Here is a 16,642-nt window from a genome sequence, read left to right on the forward strand (position 1 = left end):
GTTAGACCAAGGGGAGATACCCATGCGCGTGGCACAAGATCTTGCACAAGCGGTTGGCAATACGCCGCTGATCCGGCTGCGGAAAGCCAGCGAGATGACGGGCTGCGAGATCCTCGCCAAGGCCGAATTCATGAACCCCGGCCAGTCGGTGAAGGACCGCGCGGCGCTGTTCATTATCAAGGACGCGATGGAGAAGGGGCTGCTCGAGCCCGGCGGCACCATCGTCGAGGGCACCGCGGGCAACACCGGCATCGGCCTTGCGCTTGTCGGCGCCTCGATGGGCTTCCGCACGGTGATCGTGATTCCCGAGACCCAGTCTCAGGAAAAGAAGGACATGATCCGTCTGGCCGGTGCCGAACTGGTGCAGGTACCGGCGGCGCCTTACCGCAACCCCAACAACTATGTGCGCTATTCGGGCCGTCTGGCGGAAGAGCTGGCCAAGACCGAAAAGCACGGCGCGATCTGGGCCAACCAGTTCGACAATGTGGCCAACCGGCTGTCGCATGTGGAAACCACCGGCCCCGAGATCTGGGAGCAGACCGGCGGCAAGGTCGACGGCTTCATCTGCGCCGTGGGCTCGGGCGGCACGCTGGCCGGCACCGGTATGGCGCTGCAGCCCAAGGGCGTGAAGGTGGGGCTGGCCGATCCGATGGGCGCGGCGCTCTACAGCTATTACACCACCGGCGAGTTGAAATCCGAGGGCGACTCGATCACCGAGGGCATCGGGCAGGGCCGCATCACCGCCAACCTCGAAGGGTTCACCCCCGATTTCGCTTATCAGATCCCCGACGCCGAGGCGCTGCCGGTGGTGTTTGATCTGCTGGCCGAGGAAGGGCTCTGCGTCGGCGGCTCGTCGGGCATCAACGTCGCCGGGGCCATCCGCATGGCCAAGGAGATGGGTCCGGGCCACACGATCGTCACGGTCCTCTGCGACTACGGCACCCGCTACCAGTCGAAACTGTTCAACCCGAGCTTCCTGCGCTCGCGCGATCTGCCGGTTCCCGGCTGGCTCGACCGCTCGCCGGCGTCGATCCCGGGTGTTTTCGAGGACGTATGACTGCCCTGATCCGGCGCGGCCTCGCCGCGATTGCCATGCTGCTTCTCTGCGCGACCTTCACGGTCGCGCAGGCGCAGTCTGACATAGACTACAAGGAATGGCTGAGCACCGTCGAGAAGGCCGACACGCTGATCGACGGCGGCGAGGCGACGGTCAAGGAATACGAAGATCTGCGCCGCGAGATCGCTGGCTGGCGCGACAGTTTCCTGCAGGCCGAAAGCACCAACGCGGGCCGGATCGACACGCTTCAGTCGCAGCTTGAGACGCTGGGGCCGCCCCCGGCGGAGGGCGAGAGTGAGGCTGAGGACATTGCGCAGCGCCGCGCGGATCTGAACGATCAGCTGTCGCAGGCGCAGGCGCCGGGGCGCCGCGCGCAAGAGGCCTATACGCAGGCCAACGGTCTGATCAGCGAAATCGACGGCAATATCCGGGAATTGCAGACCAACCGGCTGCTGACGCTCGGACCGTCACCGCTCAACCCGCAGCTCTGGGGGCCCGCGTTCAGCGAAGTCATGGGCGCGGGCGCGTCGGTGGTGCAGGGCGTGCGCGACAACCTTGCCTCCGAGACGATCCGGGCCACCGCCCGCGAAAACCTGCCGGTGATCGTGCTTGTGGTGGGTCTGTCGATCCTGCTGCTGCTGCGGGGACCGCGCTGGATCATCAAGCTCGAAGAGATGCTGCGCCGGCGCACCCGGCGGGGCACCGGCGTGTGGCGCTTCGTCGCCTCGCTGGGCTCGATCATCGTGCCGCTGGCGGGGCTGATCCTGCTGGTGGTGGCCGCCGAGATCTCGGGGCTGCCGGGCGAGAACCTGAACGTCATCCTGATCAGCGTGCCGATCTGGGGGATGGTGCTGCTCTACATCCGCTGGCTCGCGGATCAGAGCTTCAACAGCGACGACTCGATTGCCACCATGCCGCTACCCAGCTGGCAACGCACCGAAGCGTGGCTCTATTCCTCAGTGCTGGCGGTGCTCTTCGTGCTGCGCGGCATGGGCGAAACGCTGGCCCAGCTTTACGACTTCAGCGAAGAAACCATCGCGGTTCTCGACTTCCCGCTGCTGCTTCTGTCGGCGCTGATGCTGTTCCGGCTCGGGCTTATCCTGTCGGCGCTGAGCGAAGAGGACAGCGAAGACACGGACGGCGAGGGCACGCTGCTGGAAGGCTCGACCTTCCGCATGCAGATCGCCCGGCTGATCGGACGCGGCGCGATTTTCCTTTCCGTCGCCGGCCCGATCCTTGCGGCCATCGGTTATCACCGCGTCGGCCAAGGCATGGTGTTCCCGGCGGTGCAGACGCTGTCGCTGCTGGCGCTGGTGCTGGTGCTGCAGCGTTTCGTGCGCGATCTCTATGCGCTGATCACCCGCAAGGATCCTAACGACAGCCTCGTCACGGTGCTGGCGGGCTTTGTGATCATCCTGCTGGCTCTGCCCGCGCTGGCGCTGATCTGGGGCGCGCGGATCGCCGATCTGACGGAGCTTTGGGCGCGCTTTCAGGAAGGCTTCCTGCTGGGCGACACGCGCATCTCGCCGACCAGTTTCCTGACCATGCTGGTGGTCTTTGCGGTGGGCTATAGCGTCACGCGGCTGCTGCAGAGCGGGCTACGCAGTTCGATCCTGCCCAAGACGCGGCTCGACATCGGCGGACAAAACGCGGTGGTGTCGGGGCTCGGCTACGCTGGCGTGATGCTGGCGGCGGTCTTTGCGATCACCGCGGCGGGCATCAACCTCACCGCGCTTGGCTATGTCATCTCGGCGCTGTCGGTCGGCATCGGTTTCGGCCTGCAGAACATTGTGCAGAACTTCGTGTCGGGCATCATTCTGCTGATCGAACGGCCCATCAGCCAAGGCGACTGGATCGAGGTCGGCCCCAATATGGGCATCGTCAAAGATATCTCGGTGCGCGCCACACGGATCGAGACCTTCGACCGCACCGATGTGATCGTGCCGAACTCGGACTTCATCTCGGGCACGGTGACCAACTTCACCCGCGGCAACGTCATCGGGCGGGTCTTCGCCTCGGTGGGTGTGGCCTATGGCACCGACACGCGGCTCGTCGAAGACATTCTGCTGCGCATCGTGCGTCAGCACGATATGGTGCTGCTGAACCCCGAACCCTCGGTTGTCTTCGCACGCTTTGGCGCGGATTCGCTGGAGTTCGAGATCCGCGCCATCGTGCGCGACGTGAACCAGAAGCTGAACATCCTGTCGGACTTCAACCACGAGATCGCCCGCCGCTTCACCGAAGAAGGGATCGAGATCCCCTTCGCGCAGCGCGACATCTGGCTGCGCAATCCCGAGGCGCTGCGCAGCAATGCGGTGCCGCCGCAGGCCAAAGATGGTGGCAAGAGCGGCGAGAAACAGGTGCCGCGCGATAGCGATACAGAGACCACGGCCGAGCATCGGGACGAAGACTTCCCGACCGCCGGGCCGGATGATGCCTAGGAGAGAGAGTTGACCGAGCGTCTGTTCCTTGAAGATGCCTACCGCCGCGAGGCGCCGGGCGAAGTGATCGGCCTGACCGAAGAGGGCGGGATAATCCTCGATGCCTCGCTGTACTATGCCACCGGCGGCGGCCAGCCCGGCGACAGCGGGCGGCTCAGCTGGCCCGGCGGCGAGATCGAGATCGCCACAGCGGTGAAGGGCGAGGACGGCGCGATCGTGCTGGTTCCCGCCGAGCCGAAACCGCTGCCGATGGTCGGCGCGCATGTCACCCAGCACCTCGATTGGGAGCGTCGGCACCGCCACATGCGCGTGCACACCGCGCTGCATCTTCTGTCGGTGGCGCTGCCGCTGCCGGTCACTGGCGGCCAGATCGGCGCAGGCAAGGGGCGGCTGGATTTCCTCATGCCCGAACCGCCCGAGGACCGCGAGGCGATGGAAGCGCAGCTCAACGCCTTTGTCGCCGCTGATCTGCCGGTGAGCGAAGACTGGATCACCGAGGCGCAGCTCGACGCCAACCCCGAGCTTGTGAAGACCATGAGCGTGCAGCCGCCGCGCGGCGCGGGCCATGTGCGGCTGGTGCGGATCGGCGAAGGCGACGAGCAGATCGACCTGCAGCCCTGCGGCGGTACCCATGTGGCGCGCACCGGCGAGATCGGGGAAATCCGCCTCGGCAAGATCGAGAACAAGGGCAAGCAGAACCGGCGGGTCAACCTGCTGGTCGAGTGAGGCGCTGTTCGGCGGTGTGCTCGGACGTGTGAGAGAGGCCTGTGAGAGCGCCGGTCGCGACCCCTCAGGGGCGCGCGGCTGGCGGGCGAGCAGGGGGCTCCGCCCCCTCGGCGCAGGGCGCCTCACCCCCGGCGTATTTGGAAAGAGAAGAAGCCGGGACCGGACGGCGCCGCGTGCTGAGGATGTAAAGCGCGAGGCTTGCCACCACGATGGCGCCGCCAAGCAGCATCCGGGGCCCCGGGCTCTCGGGCAGGAAGGCCCAGACCCAGACCGGGCCCAGCACCGTCTCGAGCAGCATCAGCAGGCTGACGTTGGCCGCCGCCGTGTGGCGCGAGGCCGAGCTGAGGCAGAAGAAAGAGATTGGCAGGATCAGCAGGCCGGTGGCGAGGATCGGCAGCGCGTTTCCATCGGTCAGCGCGCCCGGCGCGATCAGCACCAGCCCACAGAGCCCCGAGATCAGCGCGCCGCTGCCCATCGCCGGCAGCAGCGGCAGGCGCGGCGCATGGCGCAGGGTGACGAAGCTGAGCCCGAGGGTCAGCGCCACACCCAGCCCGCAGAGCGCGCCGATCAGCGTGTTGCTGGCCTCGGTGGTGCCATGGCCCGTGCCGCCCTTGCCGCTGACCGCCAGCGCGATGCCGAGCAGCACCGCCGCCATGGTGATCCATGTGGACCGCCGCGTCGGCTCGCCATAGAGCAGCCGCGACAGCAACGCCGCCCAGACCGGCATGGTTGCCACCGCCAAGAGCACCACGGCCACCGGCGCCATGGAGATGCCGAGCGAGAAAAGCGCGGCATTGGCGCTCTGGCAGGCGATCACCGTCAGCCCGGGCCGGGTCAGCAGCAGGCCAAGGTTGCGCGGCGCGCGGCTGGTGAGCAGGAAGATCGCCCAGAACACCGCGCCGAGCGCCAGCGCGCGCCAGACCAGCATCGCCAGCCCGTCCATCTGCGACAGCCGCATAAGCAGCGTGTCGGGGGTCAGGACGAGAGCGCCCAGGGCGGCGAGCCCCAGGCCATAGTGCGGCGGTCTTTGCATGCGGGCCTTCGGGTAAGTCAGGTGTAGAGCGGCTGCAGGCCCATCTGCATATGCAGCGCGTTGACTGCGGTCTCAGGCAGGCCCATCGCCTTGGCGAGGCGATCCAGATACTCCGCCTCTTTCTGCGTGTCCACCGTGATGGTCATCAGCGAGGCCGAATAGACCTGCGTCTTTTGCGCGTCCGGCGTGTCCTTGGCCAGCGCCTCTGGGTCGACCTTTGCCGCAAGCTGCGCCTTGAGGAAGGCGATATCCTCGGCGCTGGCGTCATCGCCGAGCGTGTCCATCAGCTTGGCCTGCTCGGCCTTGTCGATGTCGCCGTCTGCCTTGGCCGCCTGGATCATCGCCCGCAGCATCAGCCCGGCGGCGGTTTCGGCCTCGGGGGCGGCCTGCGCGGTGCTCATCTGGTCGAGCATCGAGCCGAGGTTCTTGCCCCCCATATTGGCGGCCTTGGCCATGGCGGCGAGCATCCCCGCAAGGCCAGAGCTTGCCGCCTGACCGGCCTGATCCATCCCCGGCAGGTTGCCCAGACCGCTCTTTTGCAGTTGCTCGACGATGGCGCCCAGCGGATTGCCGCTGCCGCCGAGCATCTTGCCCATCTGCGCCTGCAGGTTGGTGCCGGGCTCCGAGCCGGGCAATTGCGCCTTGCCGCCGATCAGCGGCCCGAGCCCCTGTTCGCCCGAGAGACGGTCGACCCCGCGCGCAGCGGCGTATCCGACGGCGATCTTCGCCAGTGTGCCCATGAGGCTCATCTTCTCTCTCCCTTGGTTGTGGTCAACTCACGTCAGTGTCCCTAGGGCAGCTTGCCGGAAGCACCAGCAGGGGTGAAGAGAAAACCTCGGCTTAAAGAGCGGCGGCGCGGGCCCGAGCCGGTTTTGGCGAAATGACGCCGAAGCGGCTCAGGTGCCGCAGAAGGTCGCCTGCACCACTTCCGACGGCGCGGGCGGGCGGCGTAACTCCTCGGCCTCCGGCTGGTCCTCATAGGGCCGGGCGAGCACCGCGTTCAGATGGTGGAAGGGCCGGTCGTCACCTTCTAGCGCGGCGGCGATCATCTGCTCGATCCGGTGGTTGCGCGGGATGAAGGCCGGGTTGGTGCGCCGCATGAGCGCTTCGGGGGCGTCCGCCCGGGCGATGCGTTCCTGCCAGCGGGCGTGCCAGAGGTCATAGGCGCTGCGGTCGGTGATCTCGTCGCGTGCCGAACCGCTGGCGAGCGCTCGGAAGGTATTGGTGAAATCAGAGCCGCCCGCCTGCATCATCCCCAGCAGATCGGCGATCAGCGGCGCGTCCTCGGCCTGCGCATCGGCGATCCCGAGCTTGGCGCCGAAGCGGCGCAGCCAGGCGGCGCGAATGAGGTTGGGCATGCCGTTGACGATGGTGGTGAACTCATCCACCGCCGCCTGCTGGTCCTGCACCAGCGGCACCAGCGCCGTTGCCAGCTGCGCCATGTTCCACACGATCACATCCGCCTGCGCCTGATAGGCATAGCGCCCATAGCGGTCGATCGAGGAATAGACGGTGTTTGGATCATAGTGATCCATGAAGGCGCAGGGACCATAATCGATGGTCTCGCCCGAAAGCGTGCAATTGTCGGTGTTCATCACGCCATGGATGAACCCCAGCGACATCCATTGCGCCACCAGTTCGGCCTGCCGCGCGCACACCGCCGCCAGAAGCGCGCCGGGGGTCTCGGCCTCGGGGTAATGCCGGTCGCGGGTGTAGTCGAAAAGCTGCTGCAGCTGATCGTATTGCTGGCGCGAGGCGAACAGTTGGAAAGTGCCGACGCGGATGTGGCTGGCGGCAACACGGGTGAGCACCGCGCCGGGCAGCACTGTCTCGCGGTAGACCTGCTCGCCGCTGCGCACAGCGGCAAGGGCGCGGGTGGTGGGCACGCCAAGCGCATGCATCGCTTCCGAGACCACATATTCGCGCAGCACCGGTCCCAGCGCCGCGCGCCCATCACCGCGCCGGGAAAAGGGCGTGGGCCCCGATCCTTTGAGCTGGATGTCGCGGCGGGTGCCGCTGCGATCCACCACCTCGCCCAGCAGCAGCGCGCGGCCATCGCCGAGCTGCGGCGAGAAGCCGCCGAACTGATGCCCGGCATAGATCTGCGCCAGCGGCTCGGCGCCGCCGGGCAGGGTGTTGCCGGCAAAGATCGCGGCGAGCAGGGGATCGTCCTCGCCGCTGATTCCAAGATCCTGCGCGAGGCCGCTGTTGAAGGCGATAAGCTCGGGCGCGGCGACGCGCGCCGGATCGAGCCGGGCGTAAAAGCCCTCGGGCAGGCGGGCGTAGCTGTTGTCGAAGGGGATGCTAAGGGTCATTCCCCAGAGATAAGGCCGCGCGGCAGGAACGAAAAGCCCCCGCGAGGTTCCCTGTCTCACGCCCAGCAATTCCGCCAGATGGATGCCCTTAGTTCCCCATTTGCCGGACACGGCTGATGGAATTCCTGCTCGAGCGTGGACACCAAGCCGCCGGGTCTTCTTCTCTTTAAAAATACGCCGGGGTGAATTGGCCGCAGGCCAAGAGGGGCAGCGCCCCTCAGCCCCAGTCCTTAGCCCCGCCCTCAGAGCGCGCAGCGCATGAGCATCGCGCCGTCCCGGTCCTGCAGCCGGGCGCGGCGGCAGAAGCGCAGCAGCGGCTCGTCGCTGGCCGAGACCTCCATCTGCAGCGCCGTGACCCCGCCCTGACGCAGCGCCTGGGTAAGCTGGAACAGCGCTTCGCTGCCCATGCCGCGGCGGCGCACCGCGGGGCGCACGTAGATCTGGTCGAGCGTTGCGGTCAGCCCGCCGCTTTCCACCGACCAGCCGAAGGCCGCCACCACATAGCCCACCGGTGCCTTGCGCGGCCCGATAAGCCAGATCGCGCCCTGCGGCGCGCCTTCCAGCAGCGGCGTCAGGGCGGCGGAGAGATGCTCTTCGTCGGGCTGCTGCCCGGCGCGTTCGGTCTGAAAACTGGCCACCATGGGCAGCAGCCGCTCGAGGTCGTCGGGGCCGGCAAGATGCAGGGATTTCATAGGTTGGCCAGTCTTTCGGTCAGCAGGGTGAAAAAGGCATCGGCATCGAGATCGCCGATGAAAGTGGCATTGGGCGCGCGATCAGAGACCCGCCACCAGTCGGCGACGGTCATGCCGCGGGTCAGTTCCGATGTGGTCTCGATCTCGACGTTGATGTGCCGCCCCGAGAAGATGCCGGGCGCAAGCAGATAGGCGGTGACGCAGGGATCATGCAGCGGCGCGCCGTGCGATCCGTATTTCTCCAGATCGAAGCGCTCGAAGAAATCGGTCATCTCGGCGACCGCCGTGCCGACTTTGCTGCCCAAGGCGCGGAAGGCCTCGTTGCGGGCGGGGGTGACCAGCGCCTTATGGGTGACGTCGAGCGGCATGACCACCAGCGGCACGCCTGCGCCAAACACCTCGGCGGCCGCTTCGGGATCGACGAAGATGTTGAACTCGGCGGCGGGGCTGATGTTGCCGACCTCGAAATAGGCGCCGCCCATGAGCACGATCTCCTGCACACGCGGGATGATGTCCGGCGCGCGGCGGAAGGCGGTGGCGATATTGGTCAGCGGCCCCAGCGGGCAGAGGGTGACGCTGCCCGCTGGCTCGCGGCGCAGCGTCTCGATGATGAAATCCACCGCATGGGCCTCCTGCAGCGCCATCTGCGGCTCGGGCAGCACCGGTCCGTCGAGGCCGGTTTTGCCATGCACATGTTCGGCGGTGACCAGCGGGCGCGCGAGCGGCGTGTCGCAGCCCGCATAGACCGGCACATCGGTGCGCTCGGCAAGTTCCAGCACCATCCGTGCATTCCGCGAGGTCAGCGCCAGCGGCACGTTTCCGGCGACCGCGGTCAGCCCCAGAACCTCTAGCTCGGGCGAGGCCAGTGCCAGCAGGATGGCAATCGCGTCGTCCTGTCCCGGATCGGTGTCTATGATGATGCGTCGTGCCATGATCTGCCCGTAACTTTCTGGTGTCCTTGCGTCGCACGGGGGCGGGTCCGGTTCAAGCGGACTGTCGGCTTTCGGCAATCGGTCACCGGCTGGTTACCCGCTGCGGTTAATCTTGCCGCGACCATTGCCGTGTGGTCGCAGGATGTTAGACTCGGCGGCAGCAATGGGGTAGGCAGAGGGCGGTTAGCGCTAACCGCCACAGATACAAGAATCGGAGTCAGCCCGAGATGGTTTCCCGCGTTATTCCCGTCGATCCGTTCGACTTGGTCATTTTTGGGGGCACCGGCGATCTGGCCCGGCGCAAGATCCTGCCCGGCCTGTTCCGCCGCTATTGCTCGGGGCAGATGCCCGCGGGCTCGCGGGTGATCGGTGCCGCGCGCTCGGAGATCAGCGTGGACGAGTTTCGCGACATGGTGCGCGAGGCGATCCGCGAATTCAGCAAGGCCAAATGCGACGATGCCGCGCTGGAGGAGTTCCTTGGCCTGCTCAATTATGTGGCCGTGGACGCCCGCGGTGAGGGCGGCTGGGACGAGCTCAAATCCGCGCTGCGCGACGACGAGGACATCGTGCGCGCCTTCTATTTCTCGGTGGGGCCGAGCCTCTTTGGGGATCTGGCAGAGGGGCTGCGCAGCCACGGGCTGACCAATCCCGCCGTGCGGATCGTTGTCGAGAAGCCCTTTGGCCACGATCTCGAAAGCGCCCGCGCGCTCAATGAGGAACTGGCGCGGCACTTCCACGAGACGCAGATCTACCGCATCGACCATTACCTCGGCAAAGAGACGGTGCAGAACCTCATGGCCGTGCGTTTCGGCAATATGCTGTTCGAGCCGCTGTGGAACGCGCAATACGTCGATCACATCCAGATCACCGTGGCCGAGACCGTCGGCGTGGCCGGGCGCGGCAGCTATTACGACAAGTCGGGCGCCATGCGCGATATGGTGCAGAACCACCTGATGCAGCTTCTGTGCCTGATCGCCATGGAGCCGCCCGCGCGGTTCGAGCCCGATTCAGTGCGCGACGAGAAGCTCAAAGTGATCCGCGCGCTCGATCCGGTGGACCCCGAGAGCATCGTGCGTGGGCAGTATACTTCGGATGGCGAGATGAGTTCTTACCGCGAAGACGTGGAGAACCCCGCCTCGAAGACCGAGAGCTTCATCGCGATGAAGTGCTATATCTCCAACTGGCGGTGGGCGAACACGCCGTTCTATCTGCGGACCGGCAAGCGGCTGGCGGCGCAGGCGTCTGAGATCGCCGTTGTGTTCAAGGACGCGCCGCATTCGATCTTTGGCATGGACGCGGGGCGGCATCGCAACATGCTGTCGATCCGCCTGCAGCCGAACGAGGGCATGACGCTTGGCGTCACCATCAAAGAGCCGGGTCCGGGCGGGATGCGTCTGGTGGATGTGCCGCTGGATATGTCCTTTGCCGATGCGCTGGGGCCGGATGCCGAGGATGCGCCGGACGCCTACGAGCGGCTGATCATGGATGTGATCCGTGGCAACCAGACGCTGTTCATGCGCGGCGACGAGGTCGAGGCCGCTTGGGCGTGGACCGATCCGCTGATCGAGGGCTGGGAGCGCCGCGGCGATCACCCCAAACCCTATGACGCGGGCAGCACCGGGCCGGATGACGCGGCCTTCCTGATCAACAAGGACGGCCGCCGCTGGCGGGCGATCAAGACATGACCTACGAATTCCGAGAATACCCCGACCGCGAGATGCTGGCCATTGATCTGGCCAATATGATCGCCGGAGAACTGCGCGCGCAGCTGGATCATTCCAAGCGGGTGTCGCTGGCGGTGCCCGGCGGCACCTCGCCGGGGCCGATCTTTGACGCGCTGAGCGCCACTTCGCTCGACTGGGACCGTGTGGACGTGCTGCTGGGCGACGAACGCTGGGTGCCCGAAACCTCCGAGCGGTCGAACACGCGCCTGCTGCGCGAGCGGCTCCTTACCGGCAAGGCGGCGGCGGCAACACTGCTGCCGCTCTACGCCGAGGCCGAGACCCCCGAGGAGAAGCTTGCCGATCTGGCCGAGGCGATCGAATCTGCGCTGCCGCTGGGTGTCGTGCTGCTGGGGATGGGGGCCGATCTGCATACCGCCTCGATCTTCCCCGGGGCCGACAAGCTCGCAGAGGCGCTGTCGCCCAAGGCGCCGGTGCTGCTGCCCATGCGCGCGCCCGGTGCGCCCGAGCCGCGCATCACGCTGACCGCCCCCGTGCTCGACGGGGCGCTCAGCAAACATGTGCTCATCTATGGCGCCGAGAAACGCGCGGCCCTCGAAAAGGCCAAGGGCCTGCCTGCCGAAGAGGCGCCGATCAATGCGGTGCTCGATCAGGCGGTGGTACACTGGGCCGAGTGACGCTAACTCTGGGCGCAGCTTTTGGGCCCCGCCTTTTGGGCCACGGATCAACACGGGAAGAACCTATATGTGGGATGACCTGAAACGCCTCGCGGCAGCACGTGACGGCCGCCGGATCGATGCGCTCTTTACCGAAGATGCCGACCGGGCGCAGACCTTCTCGGTCGAGGCCGAGGGCATGCTCTTCGACTACTCCAAGACGCAGATCGACGATGAGGTGCTGGCCGCGCTTCTGGCGGTGGCGCAGAATGCCAATGTCGCGTCGCGGCGTGAGGCGATGTTCGGCGGTGCCAAGATCAACGAGACCGAGGGCAGGGCGGTTCTGCACACCGCGCTGCGCAACCTCGCGGGCACGCCGGTCGAGGTGGACGGTACCGACGTCATGCCGCAGGTGCTGGACACGCTGTCGCGCATGGAGGCGCTGGCCAAGGACGTGCGCGGCTCGGCGATTACCGATGTGGTGAACATCGGCATCGGCGGCTCTGATCTGGGGCCAAAGATGGGGACCATTGCGCTCGCGCCACACCATGACGGTCCGCGCTGCCATTTCGTCTCGAACGTCGATGGCGCCGATATCGCCGACGCGCTGGCGCATTGTCAGCCCGAGACCACGCTCTTCATCATCGCGTCCAAGACCTTCACCACCATCGAGACCATGACCAACGCGCGCACCGCCTGGGACTGGCTCGAGGCGAAGGGCGTGTCGACCGAGGGCAAATTCGTGGCTCTGTCGTCCAACGCCGAGAAGGCGGGCGAATGGGGCATCCCGGCGTCGCGCGTCTTCGGCTTCGAGGATTGGGTCGGCGGGCGCTATTCCATGTGGGGCCCGATCGGCCTTTCGATGATGATCGCCGTGGGGCCGGAAAACTTCCGCGCCTTCCTAAGCGGCGGGCAGGCGATGGACGATCACTTCCGCAGCGCTCCGCTCGAGGCCAATATGCCGGTGCTGCTGGCGCTGGTGGGCATGTGGCACAATCAGGTGCTGGGCCATGCGACCCGCGCCGTGCTGCCCTATGAGAACCGCCTTGCGCGGCTGCCCGCCTACCTTCAACAGCTGGAGATGGAGAGCAACGGCAAGTCGGTGGCGATGGATGGCGAGACGCTGGCCTTTGACAGCGGCCCGGTGGTTTGGGGCGAGCCCGGCACCAACGGCCAGCACGCCTTCTACCAGCTGATCCACCAGGGCACGCGGGTGATCCCCTGTGAGTTCATGGTCGGCGCGCGCGGCCACGAGCCGAACCTGCGCCATCACCATGAGCTGCTGCTGGCCAATTGCCTCGCGCAGTCCGAGGCGCTGATGCGTGGCCGCGATCTCGACGAGGCGCGGAGCAAAGTCGCGGGCAAATTTGAAGGCGCGGAACTGGAGCGTCAGGCCAAGCACCGGGTGTTCCCCGGCAACCGTCCCTCGACCACGCTGATGTACCAGCAGCTCGATCCGCGTACCCTTGGCATGATCGTCGCGCTCTACGAGCATCGGGTGTTTGTCGAAGGGCTGATCCTCGATATCAACTCCTACGATCAATGGGGCGTGGAACTGGGCAAAGAGCTGGCAACGGCGCTCGGCCCGATCGTTTCGGGGCAGGCCAGCGCCGACGAAAAGGACGGCTCGACCCGCCAACTCGTCGCATTCGCGCAGCGGAATGTCTGAAAAAGTTCCATAGATAATAAGTAATTAATTCTGGGGCCCGGCAGGAACACTGCCGGGCCCCGCGTGTTGTGGTGGCAGACAAGATGACGATCCCATGAAGGAGGAGACACCATGAAACGTCTTACCACCACTGCCGCCCTCATCGCCCTCACTGCGGGTACCGCTGCTTATGCGGACAACCACAACATGGACGCCGCGAAGGACAACGCCGACGCCGCCATGCAGAACGCCGAGCAGGCGATGGAGAACACCGGCGACGCGATCGAAAACGAAACCAAAGAAGCTGTCGCCGAAGGCGAGCAGGCCATGGAAGAGGCCGGCGATGCGATGGCCGAAGCTGGCGACGAGATGAAGCAGGAAGCCAACGAGATGGGCAATGAGATGGCTCAGGCCGTTGACGGCCCGTTCGGCGCCGACTCCGATGGCCTGATCCGCACCCGCGACATCACCGGCGGCACCGTCTACGCCATCGACGCCGACGGCGAAGCGACCGACTGGGACGAGTCGATGTCCTATGACGCCGTCTCGGAAGAATGGGACAACGTGGGCGAGATCGAAGACATCGTTCTCAACGCCGACGGCTCGTTCCGTGGCATCGTGGCCGAGGTTGGCGGTTTCCTCGACATCGGCGACAAGCACGTGCTGCTTGAGATCGACAACGCCAAGTTCGTTCCGATCGACGACGGTTCCTACTCGGTGGTCACCAACATGACCTCGGAAGAGCTGGAGAGCCTTGAAGACATCGACGAAGGCCCGATGAACTAAGGCTTTTACGCCAAAGTATCTCTAAGGCACGGAAAGGCCGGGGCAGATCGCCCCGGCCTTTTTCATGCGCATATTGTCAGCGAGCGATCAGAGGATATCGAACCCCGGAGCGGCAAGTTCGAACCCCTCGAAGCGAAACGCGGGCGAGACAGTGCAGCCCACCAATGTCCAGTCCCCCAAGCTGCGTGCGGCCTGCCAATGGCCCTGCTGCACGAGGAGCTGCGGGCGTGCGCCAGCGGCGAGATCCGGGCCCAGCAGATGATCCTGCCGCGGACCGGCATCGCTGGCGGCCATCGACAGCTCCAAAGGTGCGCCCGCGTAGTAATGCCAGATCTCTGCGGCATCCACCCGGTGCCAATGACTGCGCTCTCCGGCCTTCAGCAGAAAATAGATGCAGGTGCCCGCCGGACGCGCCGCACCCTCTCCTTCGGCGATCCACGTCTGGCGATAGTGCCCGCCCTCGGGATGCGGCGAAAGCTCTAGGAGCGCGATGATCTCTTCGGCGGTCATGGTCTGGGTCACGGCATCCTCCGTTCGCTGCGCTGATCGGCTGTTTACGCTTTGTGGCAAACCATGGGCTCGGGAAAAAGCCCAGAGGCACGCAGCAGGAGCAGTGAGATGAGCGACGACACAGAGGTCCGCCGCATGGCCGAAGACATCGTCGCCCGTGAGGGCGGCTATGTGAATGATCCCGACGATCCCGGCGGCGCCACCAACCATGGCGTCACCTTGGGCACGCTGCGGCAGTTGGGGCGCGATATGGATGGCGATGGCGATATCGACGCGCAGGATGTGCAGCAGCTGCAGCCCTCGGACGCCACAGAGATCTTTCTGCGGCATTATTTCCACGGCCCCGGCATTTCGCGGCTTCCGGCGCTGCTGCAGCCCTCAGTCTTCGACATGTATGTCAACGCGGGCGGCGGGGCGGTGAAGCTGCTGCAGCGGCTTCTGTGCGATATGGATCAGAGCGTGAGTGTCGACGGGGTGATCGGCCCGCAGACCGAGGCGGCGGCGGCGCGCGCCGCCTCCGAGGCGCCGGAGCATATCGCCGACGCGTACGGTATCGCGCGCCGGAACTATTATTTCGCGCTGGCCGACCGCCGCCCCGCGAGCCGCAAATTCGCGCGCAGCCGGGCAGGCGGCAAGGGGGGCTGGATCCGCCGCGCCGAAGGGTTCATCTCGCCGCGCTTCCATCTCACGCAGGCGCAGTTCGAGGCGCGCACCGCAGCATGGGGGGCGACAGGATGATCGACCGGATGTTTCAGCTTCTTTTCGGCAGCGGCGGCAATGTGATCCGCGACACCACCGAGGTGTTCCGGGTCAATGCCGAGGCCGAGGCCAGCCGCCGTGCTGGGCTCAGCGCGGCGGCCCTCGCGCAGTTTGGGCAGGAGTTTGCCCGCGCGCCCGCGACGCGCTTTGATCGGGTGATCGACGGGGTGAACCGCGTGCCGCGCCCCGCCATGGCCCTCGGCACGCTGGCGCTTTTGGCCAGTGCCATGGCCGCGCCGGAGTGGTTTGCCGCCCGCATGATGGGCCTTGCGCTTGTGCCCGAGCCGCTCTGGTGGCTGCTGGGCGCGGTGGTCAGCTTCTATTTCGGGGCGCGCCATCAGGCCAAGGGGCAGGATCTGCAGCGCCAGATCATCGCCGGCATGGCCGCCGCCAGCGCGCCGCCCATTGATAAGGCGCCCGAGGCCGCCGAAACCGACAACGCCGCGCTCGCAGAATGGCGCGCGTTGCGCAAAGGCACTTAGCCCCTTCCTCTTGGCACAAATTTCCCGGGGGAGCCGCGCACCGCGCGGCGGGGGCAGAGCCCCCTAAATGCAGCCCCGCCAAAAAGAACAAAGGCGCCCCAATGGGGCGCCCGTGTCACATAAAGACGTGTTTTGCGCTCGCAGCGTGGTCAGCTGCCCCAGCTACGCACCGGGCCGCAGTCCATATGGACGAAGTTCGAGCTGGTGTAGCGGCCAACGCCGCCTGCAGCGCAGGCCGAGGCCGCGCGCGCCATTTGGTTCACCGAGCGCGAGTTGAGCCGCAGATCGGCCGCTTCGCCCTTGAGGTGACGCGAGTTTTTCGCCACGCCCGAGGAGCGAGCCCGCAGCATCGCGTTGGTCTTCGGGCAGCGGTAGCCCGAGATCAGCATGTAAGGCTCGCTCACGTCCATGAGGTTATGGGCTGCCGTCATGATGTCGATGGTGCGCGGATCGATGTGTTTCACATCGTTGGTCCGCCAGTCGCGCATGAAGTAGGAAATCTCTTTCAGCGCATCGGGGATATATTCCCCTTCGATCCAGTAGATCATGTTGAGCGTTTCGCCAGTGCGCGAGGAGTACGCCCGGAGTCTCCGGACATCACCTGCACCCCGAAGGAAACCCGCCGCGCTCGCGTAAGTCGGTGCTGCCGTGACGACGGTTGCCGCGAACGCGCCAAGGAGGCCACGCCGCGAAATGCAGCTTGCAGTCTTGTTTGTCATGTGAAGCGCCTGTCCCGTTTAGTCGCTGTGCCTGTTTGTTCCGCCTCGTTGGGCGGACCTACCATCTTTCCCCCAGATGTGCGGCTTTTATGGCACATGGAGATTAATGGATGAAGGATGTTTTCCCGTGTATAGTGGTTCCCATGCGGAAATCGGCGAAATCTTGCGCACGTGTGGAATAGCTGACTTGCCCAAAGCGGGAAC

General features: G+C 66.0%; 16 protein-coding genes. 9 read left to right on the forward strand and 7 right to left on the reverse strand.

Features of this window, described 5'->3' with window-relative positions:
- The first annotated feature begins 22 nt into the window (after positions 1-22).
- From AYJ57_RS00500 to AYJ57_RS00510, 3 genes are read left to right on the forward strand one after another with little or no spacing between them, the layout of a single operon-like run.
- On the forward strand, positions 23-1,057 hold the full coding sequence (locus AYJ57_RS00500) for a cysteine synthase A (protein ID WP_066099679.1): 1,035 nt from the start codon (positions 23-25) through the stop codon (positions 1,055-1,057).
- On the forward strand, positions 1,054-3,498 hold the full coding sequence (locus AYJ57_RS00505) for a DUF3772 domain-containing protein (protein ID WP_066099682.1): 2,445 nt from the start codon (positions 1,054-1,056) through the stop codon (positions 3,496-3,498). The genes AYJ57_RS00500 and AYJ57_RS00505 overlap by 4 nt, the downstream gene beginning before the upstream one ends.
- A gap of 9 nt (positions 3,499-3,507) precedes the next feature.
- Entirely contained in the window at positions 3,508-4,224 is a 717-nt protein-coding gene (locus AYJ57_RS00510) for an alanyl-tRNA editing protein (RefSeq protein WP_066099684.1), read from the forward strand.
- A 64-nt stretch (positions 4,225-4,288) separates the two neighbouring features.
- Here the strand turns inward: AYJ57_RS00510 and AYJ57_RS00515 are convergent, their stop codons facing one another.
- The 5 genes from AYJ57_RS00515 to AYJ57_RS00535 form a co-directional block, all read right to left on the reverse strand.
- On the reverse strand, positions 4,289-5,257 hold the full coding sequence (locus AYJ57_RS00515) for a DMT family transporter (protein WP_066099686.1): 969 nt from the start codon (positions 5,255-5,257) through the stop codon (positions 4,289-4,291).
- 17 nt (positions 5,258-5,274) lie between these two features.
- On the reverse strand, positions 5,275-6,006 hold the full coding sequence (locus tag AYJ57_RS00520; RefSeq protein WP_066099688.1) for a DUF533 domain-containing protein: 732 nt from the start codon (positions 6,004-6,006) through the stop codon (positions 5,275-5,277).
- Positions 6,007-6,153: 147 nt separating this feature from the next.
- Entirely contained in the window at positions 6,154-7,572 is a 1,419-nt protein-coding gene (locus AYJ57_RS00525; protein ID WP_066099690.1) for a protein adenylyltransferase SelO, read from the reverse strand.
- Between the two features lie 242 nt (positions 7,573-7,814).
- Complete coding sequence (locus AYJ57_RS00530; protein WP_066099692.1) at positions 7,815-8,264, reverse strand: GNAT family N-acetyltransferase; 450 nt, start codon at positions 8,262-8,264, stop codon at positions 7,815-7,817.
- A complete protein-coding gene (locus AYJ57_RS00535) occupies positions 8,261-9,196 on the reverse strand; it encodes a nucleoside hydrolase (RefSeq protein ID WP_066099694.1) in 936 nt (311 codons plus the stop codon). The genes AYJ57_RS00530 and AYJ57_RS00535 overlap by 4 nt, the downstream gene beginning before the upstream one ends.
- A 227-nt stretch (positions 9,197-9,423) precedes the next feature.
- Between AYJ57_RS00535 and zwf the strand changes: the two genes are divergently transcribed.
- The 4 genes from zwf (at position 9,424) to AYJ57_RS00555 (ending at position 13,968) form a co-directional block, all read left to right on the forward strand.
- Complete coding sequence (zwf, locus tag AYJ57_RS00540) at positions 9,424-10,881, forward strand: glucose-6-phosphate dehydrogenase (RefSeq protein WP_066099696.1); 1,458 nt, start codon at positions 9,424-9,426, stop codon at positions 10,879-10,881.
- Positions 10,878-11,555 carry a 6-phosphogluconolactonase gene (pgl, locus tag AYJ57_RS00545; RefSeq protein ID WP_066099698.1) on the forward strand — a complete coding sequence of 226 codons (678 nt, stop codon included), beginning with the start codon at positions 10,878-10,880 and terminating at the stop codon, positions 11,553-11,555. Before zwf ends, pgl begins: the two co-directional genes overlap by 4 nt.
- 67 nt (positions 11,556-11,622) lie before the next feature.
- On the forward strand, positions 11,623-13,203 hold the full coding sequence (gene pgi, locus AYJ57_RS00550; protein ID WP_066099701.1) for a glucose-6-phosphate isomerase: 1,581 nt from the start codon (positions 11,623-11,625) through the stop codon (positions 13,201-13,203).
- A 111-nt stretch (positions 13,204-13,314) separates the two neighbouring features.
- Entirely contained in the window at positions 13,315-13,968 is a 654-nt protein-coding gene (locus tag AYJ57_RS00555; RefSeq protein ID WP_066099704.1) for a PRC-barrel domain-containing protein, read from the forward strand.
- Between the two features lie 87 nt (positions 13,969-14,055).
- On the opposite strand, the gene AYJ57_RS00560 is transcribed toward AYJ57_RS00555, so the two are convergent.
- The gene (locus tag AYJ57_RS00560; RefSeq protein WP_066106457.1) at positions 14,056-14,478 is read right to left on the reverse strand and encodes a cupin domain-containing protein; all 423 of its coding nucleotides are present in this window, start codon (positions 14,476-14,478) and stop codon (positions 14,056-14,058) included.
- 108 nt (positions 14,479-14,586) lie between these two features.
- Here AYJ57_RS00560 and AYJ57_RS00565 point away from each other — a divergent pair, with 108 nt between their 5' ends.
- Entirely contained in the window at positions 14,587-15,216 is a 630-nt protein-coding gene (locus AYJ57_RS00565) for a holin-associated N-acetylmuramidase (RefSeq protein ID WP_066099707.1), read from the forward strand.
- An 8-nt stretch (positions 15,217-15,224) separates the two neighbouring features.
- Positions 15,225-15,719 carry a holin family protein gene (locus AYJ57_RS00570; protein WP_442974575.1) on the forward strand — a complete coding sequence of 165 codons (495 nt, stop codon included), beginning with the start codon at positions 15,225-15,227 and terminating at the stop codon, positions 15,717-15,719.
- A 149-nt stretch (positions 15,720-15,868) separates the two neighbouring features.
- Here the strand turns inward: AYJ57_RS00570 and AYJ57_RS00575 are convergent, their stop codons facing one another.
- Entirely contained in the window at positions 15,869-16,438 is a 570-nt protein-coding gene (locus tag AYJ57_RS00575) for a YcbK family protein (protein WP_066099713.1), read from the reverse strand.
- Positions 16,439-16,642 lie beyond the last annotated feature (204 nt).

The sequence above is a fragment of the Salipiger sp. CCB-MM3 genome, from assembly GCF_001687105.1.
Classification (GTDB): domain Bacteria; phylum Pseudomonadota; class Alphaproteobacteria; order Rhodobacterales; family Rhodobacteraceae; genus Salipiger.

What these genes read in the sequence shown, in the direction of transcription:
- AYJ57_RS00555 (WP_066099704.1), top strand. Translation starts at nt 13,315, where the DNA reads ATGAAACGTCTTACCACCACTGCCGCCCTCATCGCCCTCACTGCGGGT.
- AYJ57_RS00520 (WP_066099688.1), bottom strand. Translation starts at nt 6,006, where the DNA reads ATGAGCCTCATGGGCACACTGGCGAAGATCGCCGTCGGATACGCCGCT.
- AYJ57_RS00525 (WP_066099690.1), bottom strand. Translation starts at nt 7,572, where the DNA reads ATGACCCTTAGCATCCCCTTCGACAACAGCTACGCCCGCCTGCCCGAG.
- AYJ57_RS00530 (WP_066099692.1), bottom strand. Translation starts at nt 8,264, where the DNA reads ATGAAATCCCTGCATCTTGCCGGCCCCGACGACCTCGAGCGGCTGCTG.
- pgi (WP_066099701.1), top strand. Translation starts at nt 11,623, where the DNA reads ATGTGGGATGACCTGAAACGCCTCGCGGCAGCACGTGACGGCCGCCGG.
- AYJ57_RS00515 (WP_066099686.1), bottom strand. Translation starts at nt 5,257, where the DNA reads ATGCAAAGACCGCCGCACTATGGCCTGGGGCTCGCCGCCCTGGGCGCT.
- AYJ57_RS00560 (WP_066106457.1), bottom strand. Translation starts at nt 14,478, where the DNA reads ATGACCGCCGAAGAGATCATCGCGCTCCTAGAGCTTTCGCCGCATCCC.
- AYJ57_RS00575 (WP_066099713.1), bottom strand. Translation starts at nt 16,438, where the DNA reads ATGACAAACAAGACTGCAAGCTGCATTTCGCGGCGTGGCCTCCTTGGC.
- AYJ57_RS00505 (WP_066099682.1), top strand. Translation starts at nt 1,054, where the DNA reads ATGACTGCCCTGATCCGGCGCGGCCTCGCCGCGATTGCCATGCTGCTT.
- AYJ57_RS00535 (WP_066099694.1), bottom strand. Translation starts at nt 9,196, where the DNA reads ATGGCACGACGCATCATCATAGACACCGATCCGGGACAGGACGACGCG.
- pgl (WP_066099698.1), top strand. Translation starts at nt 10,878, where the DNA reads ATGACCTACGAATTCCGAGAATACCCCGACCGCGAGATGCTGGCCATT.
- AYJ57_RS00500 (WP_066099679.1), top strand. Translation starts at nt 23, where the DNA reads ATGCGCGTGGCACAAGATCTTGCACAAGCGGTTGGCAATACGCCGCTG.
- AYJ57_RS00570 (WP_442974575.1), top strand. Translation starts at nt 15,225, where the DNA reads ATGTTTCAGCTTCTTTTCGGCAGCGGCGGCAATGTGATCCGCGACACC.
- zwf (WP_066099696.1), top strand. Translation starts at nt 9,424, where the DNA reads ATGGTTTCCCGCGTTATTCCCGTCGATCCGTTCGACTTGGTCATTTTT.
- AYJ57_RS00565 (WP_066099707.1), top strand. Translation starts at nt 14,587, where the DNA reads ATGAGCGACGACACAGAGGTCCGCCGCATGGCCGAAGACATCGTCGCC.